General features: G+C 70.0%; 20 protein-coding genes. 11 read left to right on the top strand and 9 right to left on the bottom strand.

The genetic code is table 11. From position 1 onward, the window contains the following. Positions 1-63: 63 nt before the first annotated feature. On the bottom strand, positions 64-816 hold the full coding sequence (locus ACFY1L_RS08745; protein ID WP_388820210.1) for a hypothetical protein: 753 nt from the start codon (positions 814-816) through the stop codon (positions 64-66). Between the two features lie 159 nt (positions 817-975). Next, complete coding sequence (locus ACFY1L_RS08740; RefSeq protein ID WP_388820208.1) at positions 976-1,593, bottom strand: RNA polymerase sigma factor; 618 nt, start codon at positions 1,591-1,593, stop codon at positions 976-978. A gap of 329 nt (positions 1,594-1,922) precedes the next feature. Between ACFY1L_RS08740 and ACFY1L_RS08735 the strand changes: the two genes are divergently transcribed. Further along, the gene (locus ACFY1L_RS08735; RefSeq protein ID WP_388821144.1) at positions 1,923-4,127 is read left to right on the top strand and encodes a peptidoglycan recognition protein; all 2,205 of its coding nucleotides are present in this window, start codon (positions 1,923-1,925) and stop codon (positions 4,125-4,127) included. Positions 4,128-4,131: 4 nt separating this feature from the next. Here the strand turns inward: ACFY1L_RS08735 and ACFY1L_RS08730 are convergent, their stop codons facing one another. Continuing rightward, complete coding sequence (locus ACFY1L_RS08730; RefSeq protein ID WP_388820206.1) at positions 4,132-5,604, bottom strand: MFS transporter; 1,473 nt, start codon at positions 5,602-5,604, stop codon at positions 4,132-4,134. A 74-nt stretch (positions 5,605-5,678) separates the two neighbouring features. Beyond that, positions 5,679-6,071 carry a hypothetical protein gene (locus ACFY1L_RS08725; RefSeq protein WP_388820203.1) on the bottom strand — a complete coding sequence of 131 codons (393 nt, stop codon included), beginning with the start codon at positions 6,069-6,071 and terminating at the stop codon, positions 5,679-5,681. Between the two features lie 168 nt (positions 6,072-6,239). Between ACFY1L_RS08725 and ACFY1L_RS08720 the strand changes: the two genes are divergently transcribed. After that, complete coding sequence (locus ACFY1L_RS08720; RefSeq protein WP_388820200.1) at positions 6,240-6,701, top strand: DUF1877 family protein; 462 nt, start codon at positions 6,240-6,242, stop codon at positions 6,699-6,701. A 43-nt stretch (positions 6,702-6,744) separates the two neighbouring features. On the opposite strand, the gene ACFY1L_RS08715 is transcribed toward ACFY1L_RS08720, so the two are convergent. The 3 genes from ACFY1L_RS08715 to ACFY1L_RS08705 all read right to left on the bottom strand — a co-directional run bounded on the left by ACFY1L_RS08715 (position 6,745) and on the right by ACFY1L_RS08705 (position 9,625). Next, positions 6,745-7,311 carry a hypothetical protein gene (locus tag ACFY1L_RS08715; RefSeq protein ID WP_388820198.1) on the bottom strand — a complete coding sequence of 189 codons (567 nt, stop codon included), beginning with the start codon at positions 7,309-7,311 and terminating at the stop codon, positions 6,745-6,747. A gap of 97 nt (positions 7,312-7,408) precedes the next feature. Then, complete coding sequence (locus ACFY1L_RS08710; protein WP_388820195.1) at positions 7,409-7,915, bottom strand: hypothetical protein; 507 nt, start codon at positions 7,913-7,915, stop codon at positions 7,409-7,411. A 96-nt stretch (positions 7,916-8,011) separates the two neighbouring features. Continuing rightward, the gene (locus tag ACFY1L_RS08705; RefSeq protein ID WP_388821141.1) at positions 8,012-9,625 is read right to left on the bottom strand and encodes a glycoside hydrolase family 20 protein; all 1,614 of its coding nucleotides are present in this window, start codon (positions 9,623-9,625) and stop codon (positions 8,012-8,014) included. 206 nt (positions 9,626-9,831) lie between these two features. Between ACFY1L_RS08705 and ACFY1L_RS08700 the strand changes: the two genes are divergently transcribed. The 5 genes from ACFY1L_RS08700 (at position 9,832) to ACFY1L_RS08680 (ending at position 14,036) form a co-directional block, all read left to right on the top strand. Beyond that, positions 9,832-10,371, top strand: coding sequence for a 2-oxo-4-hydroxy-4-carboxy-5-ureidoimidazoline decarboxylase (locus tag ACFY1L_RS08700; protein ID WP_388820192.1), 540 nt, complete (start codon positions 9,832-9,834; stop codon positions 10,369-10,371). A 252-nt stretch (positions 10,372-10,623) separates the two neighbouring features. After that, positions 10,624-11,004: a succinate dehydrogenase, cytochrome b556 subunit gene (gene sdhC, locus ACFY1L_RS08695; protein WP_361266905.1), complete on the top strand. Its 381-nt coding sequence runs from the start codon at positions 10,624-10,626 to the stop codon at positions 11,002-11,004. A gap of 5 nt (positions 11,005-11,009) precedes the next feature. Then, positions 11,010-11,489, top strand: coding sequence for a succinate dehydrogenase hydrophobic membrane anchor subunit (locus ACFY1L_RS08690; RefSeq protein ID WP_361266903.1), 480 nt, complete (start codon positions 11,010-11,012; stop codon positions 11,487-11,489). Between the two features lie 19 nt (positions 11,490-11,508). Then, complete coding sequence (gene sdhA / locus ACFY1L_RS08685) at positions 11,509-13,263, top strand: succinate dehydrogenase flavoprotein subunit (RefSeq protein ID WP_388820189.1); 1,755 nt, start codon at positions 11,509-11,511, stop codon at positions 13,261-13,263. Next, positions 13,263-14,036: a succinate dehydrogenase iron-sulfur subunit gene (locus tag ACFY1L_RS08680; protein ID WP_388820186.1), complete on the top strand. Its 774-nt coding sequence runs from the start codon at positions 13,263-13,265 to the stop codon at positions 14,034-14,036. Before sdhA ends, ACFY1L_RS08680 begins: the two co-directional genes overlap by 1 nt. Positions 14,037-14,103: 67 nt before the next feature. On the opposite strand, the gene ACFY1L_RS08675 is transcribed toward ACFY1L_RS08680, so the two are convergent. Then, positions 14,104-16,593: a DUF4132 domain-containing protein gene (locus ACFY1L_RS08675; RefSeq protein ID WP_388820183.1), complete on the bottom strand. Its 2,490-nt coding sequence runs from the start codon at positions 16,591-16,593 to the stop codon at positions 14,104-14,106. Beyond that, positions 16,593-16,985: a hypothetical protein gene (locus ACFY1L_RS08670; protein ID WP_388820180.1), complete on the bottom strand. Its 393-nt coding sequence runs from the start codon at positions 16,983-16,985 to the stop codon at positions 16,593-16,595. The genes ACFY1L_RS08675 and ACFY1L_RS08670 overlap by 1 nt, the downstream gene beginning before the upstream one ends. A 68-nt stretch (positions 16,986-17,053) precedes the next feature. Here ACFY1L_RS08670 and ACFY1L_RS08665 point away from each other — a divergent pair, with 68 nt between their 5' ends. From ACFY1L_RS08665 to ACFY1L_RS08650, 4 genes are all read left to right on the top strand, one after another. After that, entirely contained in the window at positions 17,054-17,464 is a 411-nt protein-coding gene (locus tag ACFY1L_RS08665) for a VOC family protein (protein WP_388820178.1), read from the top strand. Positions 17,465-17,586: 122 nt separating this feature from the next. Then, on the top strand, positions 17,587-17,982 hold the full coding sequence (locus ACFY1L_RS08660; protein ID WP_388820175.1) for a hypothetical protein: 396 nt from the start codon (positions 17,587-17,589) through the stop codon (positions 17,980-17,982). A gap of 5 nt (positions 17,983-17,987) precedes the next feature. After that, a complete protein-coding gene (locus tag ACFY1L_RS08655; RefSeq protein ID WP_388821138.1) occupies positions 17,988-18,488 on the top strand; it encodes a thiol-disulfide oxidoreductase DCC family protein in 501 nt (166 codons plus the stop codon). Between the two features lie 11 nt (positions 18,489-18,499). Next, entirely contained in the window at positions 18,500-19,246 is a 747-nt protein-coding gene (locus ACFY1L_RS08650) for a TetR family transcriptional regulator (protein WP_388820172.1), read from the top strand. The last annotated feature ends 1 nt before the right edge of the window (position 19,247 follow it).

Raw genomic sequence — 19,247 nt, 5'->3', positions numbered from 1 at the left:
ACTGTGTACGTCGGTCTTCCCGCCCTGTTCCCCTTCGCTTCCCCACGGGGTGGCGGGGCAGGGTCAGTTGTTCTTCCCGTTGTCCTTGCCGGACTGCTGACCGCTGCCCGACTTCCCCGAACTCCCTGAGTCCTCCGTCTTGTCGGCCTTGCCGGTCTTGCCGCTCTTGTCGCTGTTGCCCGGCTTGCTCGCCGAAGGCGTGGCCGCCGTCCGGCCCAGCTGCTCGGCGCAGTAGGCGGCCACGTTCTGTTCGCCGCCCGCGGCCGCGATCAGCCGCTGCCAGGCCGTCGAGTCCAGCGCCTTGCCCTTGCCGTCGAGTTTCTTCTCGTACGCCTTGCAGTGGGCCTCGGTGTCGTTCGCCGTGACCGGACGGTCCGGTGTCGCCGCGCTGCCCGGGGTGCCGGGGCCCGACGCGGACGCGCCGACCGGCCGGTGCTCGCGCTGCCGGGCCGCGTGACCGTCGTCCGAGGAGTGCCCGCCCGTGCCGATCGCGGCGAACGCGACGCCGCCGACGGTCAGACCGGCCAGCGCCAGCGTCAACGTGGCCTTCAGGGAGCGGCGCGAGCGCCGCTCCCTCGGCCGCCAGTCGTCCCGGCGCCGGGTGCGTGCCCGGTGCGTCCCCGCGTCCCGGGCGGCCCGGAACGCGGCCACCGCCCGCTGCTCGGCCTCGTCGTCGAGGGCCTCCGGTCGCATCGCGCCGGCGAGCAGGACCTCCAGCACCGAGCCGTCCAGGCGGTCCTCGGGGCCCGACACCGTGCCGCCCGGGTGCACGCGCCGACGGCCGGGGGCACTGCCGTCGCTCTGCCGCTCACCCATGTCCGTATCCATCCGTGTCCGACGGCCGGCGGCTCTCGCCGCTCCTGCCGCCATTGACGTAACTGATCCAACTGCCGTAACCGGCGCAACTGCTGTGTCTGACGTATGCGCCGTCGTCGGCGTTCATGCCACTGCCGGCGTTCGTGCCGCAGTTGCCGTTCATTTCGACTCCCCCAGCGTCCGGGGATCCTCATTCGTCACACCCGGGCCGCCGAGCCGCTCGGCGAGGCGCTTCAGCCCGCGGTGCGCGGCCGTGCGCACCGCGCCGGGGCGCTTGCCGAGGACACGGGCCGCGGCGGGGCCGTCGAGCCCGACGACCACGCGCAGCAGCACGGCCTCGGCCTGGTCGCGGGGCAGGGTGCGGACCAGCTCCAGGGCGCGCTCGGTGGAGAGCGCCTCCAGTGCCTGGTCGTGGGTGCTGTACTGGCCGGGCAGCTCCAGTACGTCCTGCTCGAGCGCCGCCGCCCGGGGCCGTACCTTCAGCCGGCGCAGATGGTCCAGGGCGCGGTGCCGGGCGATGGTCGCGGTCCAGCCGCGGAAGCCCGCCCCGTCGCCCTTGAACCGTCCCAGGTCGCGAGCTATCTCCAGCCAGGCGTCGGACGCCACGTCCTCGGCGTCGTCGCCGACGAATCCGCGGAGATAGCCGAGCAGACCGGGCTGCACGATCCGGTACGCGACCGCGAAGGCGGCCTCGTCGCCTTCCTGGGCCCGCGCGACGGCCGCGCCCAGCTCCCCGTCGTACGCCTGCACGCGGCGGGGTTCCCGTCCCTGGCCCAACACAGTCCTCGGTGTCCGTACGAGTGATTCGCGAGTGGCGGATTGCACGGAATCCGCGCCGTGCGCCACGTCCTCGCGCGCGCACGCCTCCACGCTCCTCTGCGCCAGACGTCACGGAAGTGTCACAGGGCATCGGGCGTGTCGCGGGTGGCGCGGGTCAAGTCCCGTCGACGGCAGACGTGTTCGGAAACACCGAGTGACGTTTGGCCAGAGCAGAACGCTGTGTGTAAGTGCCAACCTGCTATGTGACAGGTGTGGCATTCATGGTCTTTTGTCTAGAGGTGGGGTAATTGAGTCCTCGCGGTACGCGAGCGTACAGAGCGCTGAGCCTGAGGCGCCGGGCCTGGCTGACGCTGGGCGCGGTGGTGCTGGGCGGCGGGAGCGTGGTGACGTACGCCGTCGCCAGCCCGTCCTCCGGCCACTCGCCCGAGCTCCGGCCGAAGCGGCCGGTGAAGGTCTACGACCTGGCGCTGAAGAGCACTGCGAGCGGCAAGCGGGAGCTGCCGCGGACCGACACCGAGCAGTTCTCGATGCTCGGCGTCTCCTGGACGGGCGCCGCCAAGCGGCTGCACGGCACGGCCCAGGTGCGCACGCACAGCCTCAAAACCGGCGAGTGGACCGCCTGGCAGGACCTCGAGGCGGACGTCGACCCGCTGCAGGACCCCGAGGCCGGGTCCGACGCGCGCGGCGCCTCCGAGCCGCTGTGGGTCGGCCCCTCCGACGGCGTCCAGGTCCAGGTCGTCCACAAGGACGGCTCCACCAGCACGGGCCTGCCGAAGGGACTGCAGGTCAACCTGGTCGACCCCGGTGTGGCCACCGCCGCCGAGCAGAAGCAGGCCGAGCCGGCCGCGTACGTGGCGGCGGAGACGCCGAGCGACAGCGCGTCGCCGACCGAGTCCGTGACGCCGACGGACTCGGCATCTCCGAGCGACAGCGCCTCCGCGACGCCGACGCAGACCACGTCCGCGTCTCCCTCCACGTCCCCGACGGCCACCGCGCCCACCGCGCCGCCGTCGACCGTGCCCGAGCCGCCCATCACCTCGCGGGCCGGCTGGGGCGCCGACGAGTCGCTCAGCCCCGACCCGTCGGAGTACAACGCCGACGTCAAGGCCGTGTTCGTGCACCACACGGACGGCACGAACGACTACGCGTGCTCCGACTCGGCGGCGATCGTCCGGGGCATCTACGCGTATCACACGCAGACCAACGGCTGGAACGACATCGGCTACAACTTCCTGGTCGACAAGTGCGGCACGATCTTCGAGGGCCGCAAGGGCGGCGTCGACCTGCCGGTGCTCGGCGCGCACACCTACGGCTGGAACCGCGAGTCGGCGGGCATCGCGGTGCTCGGTGACTACACCTCCACCGGCGCGAGCAACGCGGCCCTGGCCTCCGTCGCCCGTATCGCGGCCTGGAAGCTCGGCCAGTACAACGCCGACCCCGCTTCCACCGTGCAGCTCACGGCGGGCGCGACCCAGACGAACTACTTCGGCACGAGCTTCACCTCCGGCAGCAGCTACACCTTCAACCGGATCTCCGGCCACCGCGACGGCTACAACACCCAGTGCCCCGGCAGCTCGCTCTACGCCCAGCTGCCGACCGTCCGCGCCTGGGCGTCCGGCCCGGTGCAGGGCCTGAAGGTCGCCTCGGTCACCGGCGCGAGCCTGTCGGGCTCGACGTACTACACCAAGGGCGCGGTCACGGTGAAGTGGTCGACGACCACGCCGGGATCGCTGATCTCCAAGTTCGAGCTGCTGGTGGACGGCAAGGTAGCCGCCACCGCCTCCGGCACGGCCACCTCGGTCGGCACCACCCTGGCCTCGGGCAGCCACACCGTCGCCGTACGGGCGGTGCACCAGTCCGGCAAGCCGGCGACGACCTCCGCGCTGAACTTCGTCACGGACACCACCGCGCCGGCCTTCACCACGACGCCGAAGATCTCGCTGCGCACCGGCACGGTCAACACCACCGCCGTCCCGGTCACCCTCGCCTGGAAGGCCACCGACAGCGCCGCGCTCAAGTCGGTGAGCCTGCTGTCCCCGACGACGGCCACCTTCGGCCCGACGACGACCACCTCCAGCCGTACCGTCACATCCGGTACCGCGAGCACCTGGTCGATGAAGGCGTACGACTACGCGGGCAACACCAGCACCTCGTCACCCTCCCACACGCCGGTGATACTGCAGGAGACGTCCACCACCAAGTCCGGTGCGTGGACGGTCCGTTCGTCGAGCAGCTACCTGGGCGGCAAGTCGTACTCCAGCGGCACCAAGGGCGCGAGCCTGTCCTGGACCTTCACCGGGCGCTCCGCGTCCTGGGTGGTCTCGCGGGCGTCCGGTTCGGGTCAGGCGTACGTCTACGTCGACGGCGTCAAGGTGAGCACGGTCGACCTGAAGTCCTCGACCACCCAGTACCGCCAGGCGATCTGGACGAAGACCTGGTCGAGCAGTGCCAAGCACACCGTGAAGATCGTCGTCGTCGGCACCAGCGGCCGTCCGACGGTCACGACGGACGGCCTGGTCTACATCAAGTAGCCCTTCACTTCGCCATGTCGACCGGTTCGGGCGTCCGCTCCTGCGCAGCTTGCGGGGTGGGCGCCCGATGCGCGTTCACGACCACACCGGCGACCGTCGCGGCCAGCAACAGCGCTCCCATCGCCCACCAGGTGGCCACGTTGAAGCCGTGCACGGTCGCCTCCGCCTGCAGCGCCCGCGGATTCACCCCGGGCCCCACATGGGCCGTCAGATAACGCGCCGTCACGGTCGCGGCGATCGTGTTCAGCAGCGCCGTACCGATCGAACCGCCCACCTGCTGGGCCGTGTTGAAGGTCGCGGAGGCCGCCCCGGAGTCGCGCGGCGCCACGCTCCCGGTGGCCAGCGAGATGGAGGTCATCATCGTCGTACTCATGCCGAGGCCGAGCATCAGCATGCCGGGCAGGACGTGCGAGACGTACGCCGGCTCCACGCCGACCTGCGCGATGATCGCGAGCCCGCCCGCGGCCAGCAGCAGTCCCGGCACCATCAGGGCGCGTGGCGGCACCTTGCCCAGCAGTCGCGCGGCGATCTGCGTCGACCCGACGATCATCGCGGCCGTCATCGGCAGATACGCGAGCCCGGTCTTCAGCGGCGACCAATGCAGGACACCCTGCATGTAGTACGTCAGGAAGAGGAACACGCCGAACATCCCGATGGTGACGAGCAGCGTGGTCAGGAAGGCGCCGACCCGCTGCCGGTCCCTGACGACGGACATCGGCAGCAGCGGCACCCGCGCCCGCGTCTGCCACAACCCGAACGCGGCGAGCAGGACGACCCCGGCTACCAGCAGCGTCACCACCAGCGCGTCGCCCCAACTCCGCGACTCCGCCTCGGAGAAGCCGTACACCAGCGACAGCATCCCGGCCGAGCCGAGCAGCGCGCCCGGCACGTCGAGGTGCGCGTCCGGGTGCCGCTCCCCGGGCGCGAGCAGCGCCCAGGCGCCCGCGAACGCGACCAGTGCGACGGGCACGTTGACGTACAGGCACCAGCGCCAGTCCAGGTACTCGGTGAGCAGACCGCCCGCGAGCAGCCCGATCGCCGCGCCCGCCCCGACGATCGCGCCGAACACCCCGAAGGCCTTCGCGCGTTCCTTCGGATCGGTGAACGTCGTCGCGAGCAGCGCCAGCGCGGACGGTGCGAGCAGCGCGGCGAACACGCCCTGCAGGGCGCGCGCGCCGAACAGCATCCCGGAGCCCGTCGCGGCCCCGCCGAGCGCGGAGGCGGCGGCGAAACCGAGCAGCCCGACGACGAAGGTGGTCCTGCGCCCCACCAGGTCGGAGACCCGGCCGCCGAGCAGCAGCAGTCCGCCGAAGGCGAGGGTGTAGGCGGTGATGACCCACTGCCGGTTCCCGTCCGACATGTTCAGGTCGGCCTGGGCGGACGGCAGGGCGATGTTCACGATGGTCATGTCGAGGACGACCATCAACTGTGCGAGCGCGATGACGACGAGTGCCCACCAACGACGATTGTCGGCCATAGGCCCATCGTGCGCCCGCCGACACCCGTTTGGGAACGCCAGCGTCTCTTATTACGGTGTTTTTGCCGCCACGGTCACTGCCGTACGCCATCGGTCGCGTCCCGGCACAGCAACCGCAGCGACCCGTCTCCACGGAAACAGCGGCGGGCCTCGTCGATGGGGTCCCACATCCGCCCGTCCGGGGTGCGTATCCAGTGGTCGCCGCTGCCCGCCCACCACTCGGCGCCGGTCTGACGGACGATCACCTCACCGGCGTAGGCGCCGAAACCGCGCAACACGCTCTCCACCGCGGCATACGGCGCCTCTTCCCGCCGTATCTCCTCTATCAACCGGTCGACGCGCCAAAGGCTCTGCGCCGAGTAGTCGAGCCGCAGCCGCGCCCCCTCGCGCATCGCCACGACCGCGTCCGCCGCCCACCGCACGGGCTTCGTCGCCGCGTTCGGCCTGGTCTCGTGGAAGGTAGTCACACAAACAGGAGCGGGATCGGCGGGCCTGGTGTCACGCGATTTCCCGTGGTTTCCCCAGACCGGTGCAGGACCACCCCACCGCCGCCGCACGAAGGCCACAGGACACTCTCAGGTGGGGCTTCTGCCCCGGGAGTGACGCTTCGCCCCTTCCATGCGCTCCTCTCACTGATGAGCCTGTACTTCCATCTCCGCGCGGTGCCGCCCTCGGCCCTGCGCAACAGCGCGAACTGGCTGCAGCGGCTGTTCGAGGACGACTGGGACACCGTGCGCCGACGGATCGACCGGCACCGGGAGGAAATGCTCGACCACCACTACCTCGACCACGCCGTCCTCTACCCGCAGTCCGACGTGGTCCTCGGCGGCCACGAGGTCCCCCATCCCGACCCCGAAAAACCGCCCTTCCTGCTCCTGACGGCCGCGCAGACGTCCCGGGTCGCCGCGTTCCTCGAGTCGACCGACATCAACACCCTCTGGCACGAGGCCCGCGACGACCTGCTCCCCCGCTACGGCGGCAAGGAGACGGAACAGCAGACCCACGGCCTCTTCGCCTCGACCCACCGAGACCTGAAAGCGTTCTACACACGCACGGCCGAGTACGGAGACGCGGTGGTGAAGTGCCTGCTGCGCTGAGGATCTCAAGGGTTTCGCAGCGGCTTTCAGGGGCGTCGCGGCACTACGCCCGGCGAGCCCTCCGTGACACCACGGCCCGCAGCACCCGCCGCCCCTCGACGGACACCTCCAACGCCCGCCGCAACCCACCCGCACCGTGGCCCGCGAGCACTTCCAACACGGTGACCTGCCGCCGCAACTCCGCAGCGACCAACGGCGACATCCCCTCCGTGCGCCCTTCGCGACGTGAGTCGACCGAGGACGCCGGGTCGTCGACGGGGTCGAGGAGCCGGTGTATCTGCAGGGCGGCGACAGAACACGCGTCGGCCCACAACCGAACCTCACCGGCGGACCGGTCGGCCGGCGCGGCAGCAAGCATCCGCCGGGCCAGCACCGCCGCCTCGTCCTCAACGGACTCGTCGTACTCGTCCGGCCCGCCGAGCTTCCCGCGCGCCTGCTCCAGTGCGGCACCCCAGTCGTCGACGTCACCGGCGTCGGAGAGGCTCGCCCACAGCGGCCGCAGGATCTCGTCGTCGCCGCCCAGCAGCGGCACGCACCGATCCAAACAAGCCAGCCCGCTGGCGGCCAGTCCGCGCTCGTCGGCCTGAGCTATCAGCTCAACCAGACTCATCCACGCCTCCCTCTGCGGGCCCTCTACAAGCCTCGACCGGGCGCCTTCCTTAACGGAGCCCGCACTTCCCCTTACTGCGTGCGACGGACCGGGAGTGTCACAGCGGCACCACACCCAGCCGGTCGAGCAGCCGGAAGAAGAGGTTTTCGGCCAACGGGTCGGGCTCGGCGGTCAGCACGTCGACCAGCGGCTCCGCGTCGACGTCGTACCCGGCCTCGGCGGCCCAGGCGACCGCCCGGTCGGCGGCGTCGCGGGGCTCCAGGAAGTAGTCCTCGAGCGTGAGCCCCTCGTTCCCGGCACCGAGGTACCCGGCCATCGCGGCCCGCGCGAGACACGTGGTCCACGACCCGCTCGCGGGCGCCGCCGCCTCCACGACCACGCAGTCGCTGTCCATGACGTAGCCGAAGAGCGCGGGCGCCCCGGTCTCCGTGGCGAGGACGTTCATGTTCCCGACGTCGCCCTCCCCGTTCGGGTACTCCCACAGCTGCCACCCGCCGGGCGCCTCGTCCCGCAGCTCCATGCCCTCCTTCGCCCCGGCCAGCGCGTCCAGCTCCGAGAGCGGCCGCTCACTGCGCCCTACGACGAAATACCCCCAGTAGCCCATCCCGTTCCCCCACGGCGTCTTCGGCTTCGGCTCGCGCCGAATACACCACAGTCGTACGACCGTTCGCAGCCGTATGCGCCAAGAGGAGCCCCGATATCAGCCGAGCTTGCCGGCCAGCGCCCTGAACTGCGTCCAGGTCAGCTTCGGCCGCCCGGGGTTCCACAGCTTCTCGACCGTCGCCCGCAGCGGCATCCGGATGCCCGCCGCGACCTGGTCCTGCGTCTGCGAGTTCGCCAGGTCGCACCACACCGCGAAGGAACCGCCGAGGATCTGCCTGTCGTACCTCGACGAGACCGGCTGCGTGCCGCGCACGACGAGCGGTGTCCACTGCTCGTAGATCCGCTGCCCGGTCGGATAGAAGAACTGGTTCGGCTGCCCGAGGACGTAGTACAGGAACTTGTCGTTGTAATTGATGAGCTTGCGCCCGGCGCTCAGGTACTCGACCGGCTGTCGCGCCCCGATCTCCTTCCCGGTCCAGTACGCCACCTGGAGGTCCTTGGCGGGCTGCACCGACGTGCCCCGGAAGAACCCGTCGTTCCACACCCGCATGGTCCGCTCGTGGGCCCGGATCGTGTCGGCCCGGTCGTTCAGCCACCCGGTGGTGAGGTCGGAGACGGTTCCGCCGGACCCGTACTTCTCCCTGGCGGCGGCGGCCAGCTGCGGATAGGAGGCCGACGGGTTGGACACCATCAGCGCCCGGTACTCGTCACCGCCGAGATGCCACTGGCTGCCGGGGAAGAGGTCGGCGTACTCGTTCAGCAGGTCGTCGACGATGTCGGCGGCGGCGGGCTTGGAGATGTCGACGGCCCCGCTCGCGGCCACGCCCTGCGCGTTGCGCAGCTGCAGATCGGGGTGGGCGGCGATGACCGCCCCCAGATGCCCGGGCGAGTCGATCTCGGGCACCACCGTGATGTGCCGGCTCGCCGCAAGGTCGATGATCCGCTTCACCTCGGCCTTGGTCAGATGCTGCCGCGACACGATCTCGGGATGCGTGTCGGACTCGATCCGGAACCCCTGGTCGTCGGAGAAGTGCAGCCCCAGCTGGTTGAACTTCAGATCCCCGAGCTCCCGCACCCGGTCCTCGATCCACCCGGCGGTGAAGTGCTTGCGCGCGATGTCCAGCATGAACCCCCGCACCGCCTTGGCCGGCTGGTCCCGCACAACGCCCTCGGGCGCCGTACCGCCACCGTGCACCTCCTGCTTCAGCGTGCGCGTCCCGTAGAACACACCCGCGTCGCTCGGCCCGCTGATGCTCACCCGCCCGCCCCGGACGGTCATGCTGTACGACTCCGGGTTCGCCCCTTCGTCGTCATTGAGCGCCAGCCGCACGTCCCCGGCCCGCACGTCGTCCTTCTCACCGGCGTACGTCAGCCCCAGCTCACCGGCGATCAGCCGTCCCTCGTCGGCCAGCTCCGCGTCGTTCACGACGACCCGCTCGCCCCGCTTCGGACGCCAGCCGGGCCCGCGCGCCGCCGTGTGCGAGCGCACGGCGGGAATGGTGCGAGGAGCCTGCGAGAGGGCGTACGACCGCGTCGGACTCGGCGAGGGCTTCCGGGCGTGCGGGACGCCGGGCGAGCCCTCGGCTCTCTCCGCGGCCGAGGGCTGCTGCGACTGCGCCGACCCCGCGGGTCCGCTCTCGTCGCCGGAGGCCCAGAATCCGAGGCCGATCCCGAGCGCGACCGTCCCGGCAAACGCGCCCGCGACGATCATCTGCCTGTGCTTCACGTTCTGCGCCGGAGCCCGACGCCGGTGCTGGCTCACAGCGCCAACCTAAAACGCACGGATGGCCGGATGCGTCCACCACGCGTCCCGAAACTCTCCCCTGAGGGTGAAATTCGGGCATCCGTCGGACACGTCACGCCCACTCTCGATAGCGTGCAGCCACACCTCTCACAGCATCCTCTGCCGAAACACACGTGACGCCCACACACCTTCCTGGCCGAGTGGCCATACCGGCCCTGCCCGAGCAGACCCGCACCCCACCGTCCCCGACGGCGCTGCCCGCCTTCAACTCCGCCCCCGCAGCCGAGGCCCAGCGCCTGCTTCTGGGTTGCCTGCGCAGCCTGCGCTGGGCGGACCGAGTGGCCGCCCACCGCCCCTACCCGGACGCCGAGTCCCTCCTGGCGGCATCCGACGAGGCGGCCTACGACCTGTCCCCCACGGACCTGGCAGAAGCCCTGGCAGGCGAAACACTGCCCCCACTGCCGGACGAAACATACGCAATCGCCTACACGGCCCTGAGCGCGGCGCACGCGGCATACGAGGCAAAGTTCGGCCACGCGTTCGTCATCTGCGTCGACGGCCTGGACGAGAACGAGACCCTGGACCACGCCCTGGCGGGCATCCGATCACGATTGGCAAACGATCCCGAGGAAGAACGGGTCGTTGCAGCAGAGGAACTCCGGCGCCTCGCAAGGGCACGTCTGCTGGATGCCCTAAGGGGCGCGGGGCTGTGACGATTTGCGGCTCCGCCGCGTGGGCGCGGCAGGCCCCCACGAACCCGCACCCGGCACATAACAGGCCATCCCACCCCGGAAGCCGCAAACGCTGACCCATACGCGTGCCACTTTGATCACACCGGTAGGCCCGCTGTAAGCCCAGCGGCAGCACGTGGCTACGATGCTGGGGGCCGGTGGACCGTACCCGGCCGGGCCCGACCGACAGCACAAGCCGGCGCGGCCCCAATCCCCGCTCCCGGAGGGACTTCCGTGCCGGCTGGAACGCTGTACCGCGGCCGGGAAGGAATGTGGTCCTGGGTGGCTCACCGAGTCACCGGCGTCCTCATCTTCTTCTTCCTGTTCGTTCACGTGCTGGACACCGCTCTCGTCCGTGTCTCCCCCGAGGACTACGACAAGGTCGTAGCCACGTACAAGACCCCGATCGTCGCAGTGCTGGAATACGGCCTCGTCGCCGCCATCCTCTTCCACGCACTGAACGGCCTGCGCGTCATCGCCGTCGACTTCTGGTCGAAGGGCCCGCGCTACCAGAAGCAGCTGCTCTGGTCCGTCGTAGGCATCTGGGTCGTGCTGATGCTCGGGGCGATCTACCCCGTCCTCGGCCACGCCGCTCGTGAACTGTTCGGGAGCTGACACCGATGGCCACCACCGAAACCACCTCCGGCGTCGGCCCCGTCGAGGGCGAGTCCCTCTACAACGTCGACAACCCGGCGCCCCTCATCGAGGCCCCGCGCAAGCGCACCAAGAAGTCCCCGAAGTCCACCCGGGGCAACTTCGAGATGTACGGCTGGCTGTTCATGCGCCTGTCCGGCATCGTGCTGGTCGTCCTGGTCCTCGGCCACCTGCTGATCCAGCTCGTGCTGGACGGCGGCGTGTCGAAGATCGGCTTCGCCTTCGTGGCCGGCCGCTGGGCGAGCCCGTTCTGGCAGGTCTGGGACCTGCTCATGCTGTGGCTCGCGATGCTGCACGGCGCCAACGGCCTGCGCACGGTCATCAACGACTACGCGGAGCGCGCGAACACCCGGCTGTGGCTCAAGGGCCTGCTCTACACCGCCACGGTGTTCACCATCCTGCTGGGCACGCTGGTGATCTTCACCTTCGACCCGAACATCCGCTAGGCACGGGGCTGCGAGAATCATGAAGATCCACAAGTACGACACCGTCATCGTCGGCGCCGGTGGCGCGGGCATGCGCGCGGCCATCGAGTCCACGAAGCGCAGCCGCACCGCGGTGCTCACCAAGCTCTACCCCACCCGCTCCCACACGGGCGCCGCGCAGGGCGGCATGGCCGCCGCGCTGGCCAACGTGGAGGAGGACAACTGGGAGTGGCACACCTTCGACACGGTCAAGGGCGGTGACTACCTGGTCGACCAGGACGCCGCCGAGATCCTGGCGAAGGAGGCCATCGACTCGGTCCTCGACCTGGAGAAGATGGGCCTGCCGTTCAACCGCACCCCGAACGGCACGATCGACCAGCGCCGCTTCGGCGGTCACTCGCGCAACCACGGCGAGGCCCCGGTCCGCCGGTCCTGCTACGCCGCGGACCGCACCGGCCACATGATCCTCCAGACGCTGTACCAGAACTGCGTCAAGGAGGGTGTGGAGTTCTTCAACGAGTTCTACGTCCTCGACCAGCTGATCACCGAGGTCGACGGTGTCAAGAAGTCGGCCGGTGTCGTGGCGTACGAGCTGGCCACCGGCGAGATCCACATCTTCCAGGCGAAGGCCGTGATCTACGCGTCCGGCGGCTGTGGCAAGTTCTTCAAGGTGACGTCGAACGCGCACACGCTGACCGGTGACGGCCAGGCCGCGGTCTACCGTCGCGGGCTGCCGCTGGAGGACATGGAGTTCTTCCAGTTCCACCCGACCGGCATCTGGCGCATGGGCATCCTGCTGACGGAGGGCGCCCGTGGTGAGGGCGGCATCCTCCGCAACAAGGACGGCGAGCGCTTCATGGAGAAGTACGCGCCGGTCATGAAGGACCTCGCGTCCCGTGACGTCGTCTCCCGCTCCATCTACACGGAGATCCGCGAGGGCCGGGGCTGCGGTCCCGAGGGCGACCACGTCTACCTGGACCTGACACACCTCCCGCCGGAGCAGCTGGACGCCAAGCTCCCGGACATCACCGAGTTCGCGCGGACGTACCTGGGCATCGAGCCGTACACGGACCCGATCCCGATCCAGCCCACCGCGCACTACGCGATGGGCGGCATCCCGACGAACGTCGAGGGTGAGGTCCTGTCGGACAACACCACCGTCGTCCCGGGCCTGTACGCCGCCGGTGAGGTCGCCTGTGTCTCTGTGCACGGCGCCAACCGCCTCGGCACCAACTCGCTGCTGGACATCAACGTGTTCGGCCGCCGGGCCGGTATCGCGGCGGCGGAGTACAGCCAGAAGGCGGACTTCGTCGAGCTGCCGGAGAACCCCGCGGAGCTGGTGGTCTCCCAGGTGGAGGCGCTCCGCTCCTCCACGGGCACCGAGCGCGTGGCGGTCCTGCGTCGCGAGCTGCAGGAGACCATGGACGCGAACGTCATGGTGTTCCGCACCGAGCAGACGATCAAGACCGCGGTCGAGAAGATCGCCGAGCTGCGCGAGCGCTACAAGAACGTCTCGATCCAGGACAAGGGCAAGCGGTTCAACACCGACCTGCTCGAGGCCGTCGAGCTGGGCAACCTGCTCGACCTGGCCGAGGTCATGGCCGTCTCCGCGCTGGCTCGCAAGGAGTCCCGCGGCGGTCACTACCGCGAGGACTACCCGAACCGCGACGACGTCAACTTCATGCGCCACACCATGGCGTACCGCGAGGTGGGCGACGACGGCACCGAGTCCATCCGTCTCGACTACAAGCCGGTCGTCCAGACCCGCTACCAGCCGATGGAGCGTAAGTACTGATGGCAACCCCGACCCTGGAGAAGGCGGACGCGGCCCCCGAGCCCGGCTTCGCCGACTCCCCGTACATCACGGTCACCTTCCGCATCCGCCGCTTCAACTCCGAGGTCTCGGCGGAGGCGGTCTGGGAAGACTTCGAGCTGGAGATCGACCCGAAGGAGCGCGTCCTCGACGGCCTCCACAAGATCAAGTGGGACCTGGACGGCACGCTGACCTTCCGCCGCTCCTGCGCCCACGGCATCTGCGGCTCGGACGCGATGAGGATCAACGGCAAGAACCGTCTTGCCTGCAAGACCCTCATCAAGGACATCAACCCCGAGAAGCCGATCACGGTCGAGCCCATCAAGGGCCTCACGGTCCTGAAGGACCTGGTCGTGGACATGGAGCCGTTCTTCCAGGCGTACCGGGACGTCATGCCCTTCCTCATCACGAAGGACACGAACGAGCCCACCCGCGAGCGGCTGCAGACCGCCGAGGACCGCGAGCGATTCGACGACACCACGAAGTGCATCCTGTGCGCCGCGTGCACCTCCTCGTGCCCGGTGTTCTGGAACGACGGCCAGTACTTCGGCCCCGCCGCCATCGTCAACGCGCACCGCTTCATCTTCGACTCGCGTGACGAGGCCGGTGAGCAGCGTCTGGAGATCCTCAACGACCGCGACGGCGTGTGGCGCTGCCGCACGACCTTCAACTGCACGGACGCCTGCCCGCGCGGCATCGAGGTCACGAAGGCGATCGCCGAGGTCAAGAAGGCCCTGATCACGCGCCGCTTCTGAGCCCGGTTCCCTACGGTGAGGTGGGCCCCGTTTCCGGTTTCCGACCGGAGGCGGGGCTCACTCGCGTCTAGAGCTGGCTGAGGATCGTCGGGTCCGTGATCTTCGTGTCGTCGGCCAGCATCATCGCCTTGCTGAGGATCACCGCCAGCATGCGGTCGCCCTCGTAGGGCAGGTAACCGGCCTGCGGAGTGCCCGGGGTGGACTTCGGGACGATGCACAGGTACTGGTCGTTCGGGGTCATCAGGATGTTGCCCGAGCCGAGGTGGATCTTGTACGTGTGGCGTTCGCCCTTCACGTGCAGGAACCGGCCCTCCAGGGTGCAGCGGTCGGCTATCGCCAGCCTCGGTATCAGGCGGTCGAGCAGCGCGCGGCGCGTCTCCGCGCTCTGGTTGAGCTCGCCGAAGCTGTAGCCCGACCAGTACTCGCGGAAGCGGCCGCCGGGGCCGCCGTCCTGCCAGGTCGGGTCGTTGCCGACGCTCGCCACGCCCACGAACAGGTCGACGTCGCGCAGGACTTCGGACAGGACGAGGGGCGGGATGTCGGTGAGGGGCAGGGGCTCGACCGGGTCGGCTCCGTCCCGCAGCCACATGCGGTACTCGCCGCCGCAGCAGTGCGCCGAGTTCTCCGGGGCGTCGATCGGGTAGAAGCGGACCTGGTCGGTGCGCAGACGGAGGTAGCTGCCGGACTCGGTGGTGTCGTCGCCGTAGCCGTCCCCCTCGCCCTCGATCCAGTACTCCGCACGCAGGCCCCACTGCGGCAGCTCGCGGGAGGCCGGCGGTGCCTCGTCGTCGACCATCAGGCGCAGCTTGTTGCGCCAACCGCGGATCGCGGCAAGGGAGTTGAACTGGTGCTGGCGTAGGATGTGCGCCGCGAAGCGGTTCGAGTACGTGCCCGTGGCGCGCTCGGCGTCCGTCAGGAGGTACACCTCGCGGTGGGCCTGTTTGAACGGCTGGGTGATCCCGTGCCGCTCCAGCCAGTCCCGCCAGGCAACGATCTCGGCGGGCTCGTGGCCGACGGGATGCCAGAGTCCGACCTCCCCGCCCTCGGTGACCGGGTCGTCCGCGAGGGTGCGCAGCTCGCCGTCCGCGAACCCGGCCGTCGTACCGTCCACCGTCCACAGCAGGCGGCGGGCGAGGCTGCCGACCAGGGGGTGGTCGAGGTAGCGCTCGCGCCAGGTGCCGTAGGACCAGGTGCGGCGGGCGAGGAACTGGCGGTCCAAACGCTCGCTCTGCGCCGAGAGCATCTTGTCGATGTCCTTGACGGAGGCCTTGAGCTCCTTGAGCTCGTCGGCGTGATCGCGCTTCACGGCCGCGGGGACGCCCTTCACGGTCTTGCCCGCCGCGTTGCGCCAGCCCAACTGTGCTCTGGTGCCGTGCACTTCGAGGACGGCGGTCACCTCGCCCAACTGAAACTCTGCGCGCCCGACCTCCGTAAGGCCGTACGCCGGCACGGCCAGCTCCTCGATCTCCTCGCGGCTGAGGCCGAGGGCGGTGGCGCGGGCGTCCAGCGCGGTGTTCAGCAGTTTGAGTGTGCCCTTGTAGGTGACGCGGGTGGCGAGGCGGGCCAGTTCGGCGAGGGATGTCTCACCGTCGATACGGGCGAGGGAGTTGACCGAGGCATTGGCGACCTTGGGGTTCACCGGTCCGAGGCCCTGGACCTTGCGCAGGGCGGTCTCGACGAGGGCGCCGAGGGCGCGGTCGCTCTCGGGTCGGCCGGGCAGGAAGGAGAGCAGCCAGGTCAGCCCGCGCAGCGCATCGGCGTTGTACGGGTCGAAGGTCACGTTGGGGTCGGCTCCGTAGCGCCGGTCGAGGAGGGGGCGCGTGCGGGGCCTGCCCACCAGCCGCAGCCAGGCAGTCACCCGCTCGCGCACCTCTTCGGCGCCGAGCTGCTCCATCAGTGCTGCTGCGGTCCGCTCCCACTTGGCCGAGGGGCGGGCGGAGGTGGCGGTGGCCGCGTGCGCGAGCAGTTGGTGCCATCGCGGGCCCAGGTCGGAGAGCTCGGCCAGGGCACGGTCGGCCCAGGCCTCCCCCGGGTTGAGGACGGGGTGGCTGAGCTGCGCGACCAGTGGGCCGAGCTGCGCTCTGCCGTTCCACAGTGTCAGACACGAGCGTCGGACCACGGCGACGAACTCCCCGGGCAGCTCACGGCCGTCGGCCAGTTCCAGTTCGGCCAGCCGGGTCAGCTCCGCGCTGTTGTAGTGCACATCCTGCTCGGCGGCCAGGCGGATCAGGGCAGAGCGCGTATCGAGGAGCTGTGCCTCGCCGTGCGGCTCCGGCATCCGCAGATGGGCGAGCAGGGCCACGATGCTGCGCCGGGTCGGCGTACCCGGTTCCAGTTCGTGGTAGCGGGCGGCCAGGGCGTGCACCAGGCGGCCCCGGAAGGCGTCGTCAGCGTCGCGCACCGCGTCGATCACCTTGCGGTGCTCCCAGCCCCAGTGGTTGTCGACCATCTCGGCGTGCGCGAGCAGTTGGGGGACGAGCCGGTCGGTGTCCTCTGCCGTGACGAGGGCGAGGATGTCGCGGACCAGCCGGGCGTACTCGGAAGGCGACGTGATCATCAGCCACCGACCAGCGGCACGAGCTTCAGGAACGTCACCTCGGTGCCCAGCGGCAGCTCGATCTCCTCGTCCGGGTCCGTGACCTGACGGTCGCCCACGAGCACCAGGAATCCGTTGCCCGCGAAGGCCCTGAGCGCCAGCTCGGTCTGGGTCTCCGGGTCTATCCGGCGGGGCGTCCGCAGCGCGTATCCGTTCAGCACCCGCTCGGCGTCCTGCGGCTGCACCAGCCCCTGGAACACCCCCGGCGTGCGCGCGTTGTACTCGGCGACCTCCTGGAACACCCGGCGCCGGATCAACTCACCCACAGTGAGCCGTTCCTCGGCGACCTCGAGCTCCCAGCCCGCGCCCCGCTCCCCCGCAGTCGTCTCGTCGACGAACGTCACGAATCCCATGCCGCCGACAGTAGAGGGCACCACTGACAATCACCGGTTCCGGCCGATCAGAGGCCTATTCTGACGGTATGTCAGATGACCAGTCGTACGAACTGCTCGGATTCGACAACGTCCTGCTGCCCGTCGGGGACCTCTCCGCGGCGGTCGGCTTCTACGAGCGCACCGGGTTCACGGTGGGCTTCCGGTTCGACGAGGCCGGGATCGCGCTGCTGAAGGTCGGGGGCGAGACGCCCGGGATCCTGCTGCGGCAGGAGGAGGAACTGGGGCACCGGACGCCGCCGTGGCCCTCCCCGCGGGTGTGGATCGAGGTGCCCGACGCAAGGGCGGCGGCCCGGACCCTGAAGGCGGCCGGCGTCCCGCTCCTCGACGAGCCCTTCCCCGTCGCGACCGGCTGGACCGTCGAGGTGGCCGACCCGTGGGGGAACGTCATCGGGTTCACGGACTACTCCAAGCGACCCGAGCTCGGGCGGCGACCCTGACGGACCGCAAGTCCCCCGAGATCCCTGGGGCTTTGAGACCCCCCTCACGTTGAACGCGTTCAAAAGTAGGTCTACAGTCTTCCCTGTCAGCGTTTTGAACGCGTTCAAGAAGGGGTGGGGGCATGGACCGCACGGTCATCGCCTACGTCATCTACCTGCTGGTCAGCATCGCGCTGACCATCTGGGTGGCCCGCACGCTCAGCCGCAACGGGCGGATCTTCCTCGCCGACGTACTGCGCGGGAACGAGAAGCTCGCGGACGCCGTCAACCACCTCCTGGTGGTCGGCTTCTACCTGGTCAACCTGGGCTTCGTCGCCCTGTACCTGAGCGGCGACGAGGCCATCGAGGACACCCGCCAGATCTTCGAGGCCCTGTCGACCAAGCTGGGTGTGGTGCTGCTGGTGCTCGGCGTGATGCACCTGGGCAATGTGTACGTCCTCAACAAGATCCGGCGGCGCGGGATGCTGGAGCGCGAGCAGGTGCCGCCCGTCGCGCCGCAGGACTGGGTCGGGGCGTGACGGACATGGGCGCCACCACGGCGGACCGGACCCCGGTCCGCCGGCTCACCGTCCTGTACGACGCGGACTGCTCGCTGTGCGCCTTCCTGCGCGACTGGCTCATGCGGCAGCCGCAGCTGGTGCCGCTGGAACTCGTGCCCGCGGCCTCGGAGCGGGCCCGGCAGCGCTTCCCCACGCTCGACCACCGGGCCACCCTCGACGACATCACCGTCGTCGGTGACGCGGGCCAGGTCTACCGGGGTCCCGCCGCCTGGATCGTCACCCTGTGGGCGCTGCGCGAGCACCGGCCGCTCGCCCACCGGCTCAGCACACCCGCGGGGGCGCCGTTCGCCAAGGGTGCGGCGCTGGCGGCGGCCAAGTGGCGGGGCTCGCAGTGGGGTCAGGGGCAGCGGCCGCAGTGGGGCGGGCAGGTCTACGGGCAGGCGGACGGCTGGTCGTACGACCCGGGGCAGGGGTGGACGTACACCGCACCGGGCTGCGGCGACGGCGCCTGTGCCACCCCGTAGGCTCTCCTTCCGTGCCTGCGAAGAACGACAGCCCCAAGAGCGACGAGCCCGAAGAGGGCGGTGCGCCCAGCAAGTCCGAGCAGACCCGCGCGCTGATCCTGGAGACGGCCATGCGGCTGTTCCAGGAGCGCGGCTACGACAAGACGACGATGCGGGCCATCGCCAAGGAGGCCGGGGTCTCGGTCGGCAACGCGTACTACTACTTCGAGGGCAAGGAGCACCTGATCCAGGGCTTCTACGACCGGATCGCCACCGAGCACCAGGTGGCCGTCCGGGAGGTCCTGGCCCGGGAGACCGACCTGGAGGCGCGGCTTGCGGGGGTCCTGAGGACGTGGCTGGACATCGCGACGCCGTATCACGAGTTCGCGGTGCAGTTCTTCAAGAACGCCGCCGACCCGGACAGCCCGCTCAGCCCGTTCTCCCCGGAGTCGGAGCACGCGCGCGCTGAGGCCATTTCCGTCCACCGCGAGGTGCTGGCGGGCGCGACGAAGACCAAGGTCCCCGATGAACTGCGGGACGTGCTCCCCGAGTTGATGTGGCTGTCCCAGATGGGACTGGTCCTGTACTGGATCTTCGACCGGACCGAGGGGCGGGAGCGGAGCTACCGCCTGGCCGAGCGGGGGGCACGGCTCACCGCGCGCGGTGTGTCGCTGGCGCGGTTCCGGGTGCTGCGGCCGCTCGTGCGGGAGGTGCACGAGCTGTTCACGGACTTCCTGCCGGGGATGACGAAGATGCTCCCCACCCCCGGCAAGTCCTGAG

The sequence above is a fragment of the Streptomyces sp. NPDC001663 genome (genome assembly GCF_042893105.1).
Classification (GTDB): domain Bacteria; phylum Actinomycetota; class Actinomycetes; order Streptomycetales; family Streptomycetaceae; genus Streptomyces.
Note: the sequence above shows the minus strand (reverse complement) of the source record. Positions and strands in the feature narration are given on the sequence as shown.

What these genes read in the sequence shown, in the direction of transcription:
- ACFY1L_RS08745 (WP_388820210.1), bottom strand. Translation starts at nt 816, where the DNA reads ATGGGTGAGCGGCAGAGCGACGGCAGTGCCCCCGGCCGTCGGCGCGTG.
- ACFY1L_RS08730 (WP_388820206.1), bottom strand. Translation starts at nt 5,604, where the DNA reads ATGGCCGACAATCGTCGTTGGTGGGCACTCGTCGTCATCGCGCTCGCA.
- ACFY1L_RS08720 (WP_388820200.1), top strand. Translation starts at nt 6,240, where the DNA reads ATGAGCCTGTACTTCCATCTCCGCGCGGTGCCGCCCTCGGCCCTGCGC.
- ACFY1L_RS08715 (WP_388820198.1), bottom strand. Translation starts at nt 7,311, where the DNA reads ATGAGTCTGGTTGAGCTGATAGCTCAGGCCGACGAGCGCGGACTGGCC.
- ACFY1L_RS08710 (WP_388820195.1), bottom strand. Translation starts at nt 7,915, where the DNA reads ATGGGCTACTGGGGGTATTTCGTCGTAGGGCGCAGTGAGCGGCCGCTC.
- ACFY1L_RS08705 (WP_388821141.1), bottom strand. Translation starts at nt 9,625, where the DNA reads ATGATCGTCGCGGGCGCGTTTGCCGGGACGGTCGCGCTCGGGATCGGC.
- ACFY1L_RS08690 (WP_361266903.1), top strand. Translation starts at nt 11,010, where the DNA reads ATGGCCACCACCGAAACCACCTCCGGCGTCGGCCCCGTCGAGGGCGAG.
- sdhA (WP_388820189.1), top strand. Translation starts at nt 11,509, where the DNA reads ATGAAGATCCACAAGTACGACACCGTCATCGTCGGCGCCGGTGGCGCG.
- ACFY1L_RS08680 (WP_388820186.1), top strand. Translation starts at nt 13,263, where the DNA reads ATGGCAACCCCGACCCTGGAGAAGGCGGACGCGGCCCCCGAGCCCGGC.
- ACFY1L_RS08675 (WP_388820183.1), bottom strand. Translation starts at nt 16,593, where the DNA reads ATGATCACGTCGCCTTCCGAGTACGCCCGGCTGGTCCGCGACATCCTC.
- ACFY1L_RS08670 (WP_388820180.1), bottom strand. Translation starts at nt 16,985, where the DNA reads ATGGGATTCGTGACGTTCGTCGACGAGACGACTGCGGGGGAGCGGGGC.
- ACFY1L_RS08665 (WP_388820178.1), top strand. Translation starts at nt 17,054, where the DNA reads ATGTCAGATGACCAGTCGTACGAACTGCTCGGATTCGACAACGTCCTG.
- ACFY1L_RS08660 (WP_388820175.1), top strand. Translation starts at nt 17,587, where the DNA reads ATGGACCGCACGGTCATCGCCTACGTCATCTACCTGCTGGTCAGCATC.
- ACFY1L_RS08655 (WP_388821138.1), top strand. Translation starts at nt 17,988, where the DNA reads ATGGGCGCCACCACGGCGGACCGGACCCCGGTCCGCCGGCTCACCGTC.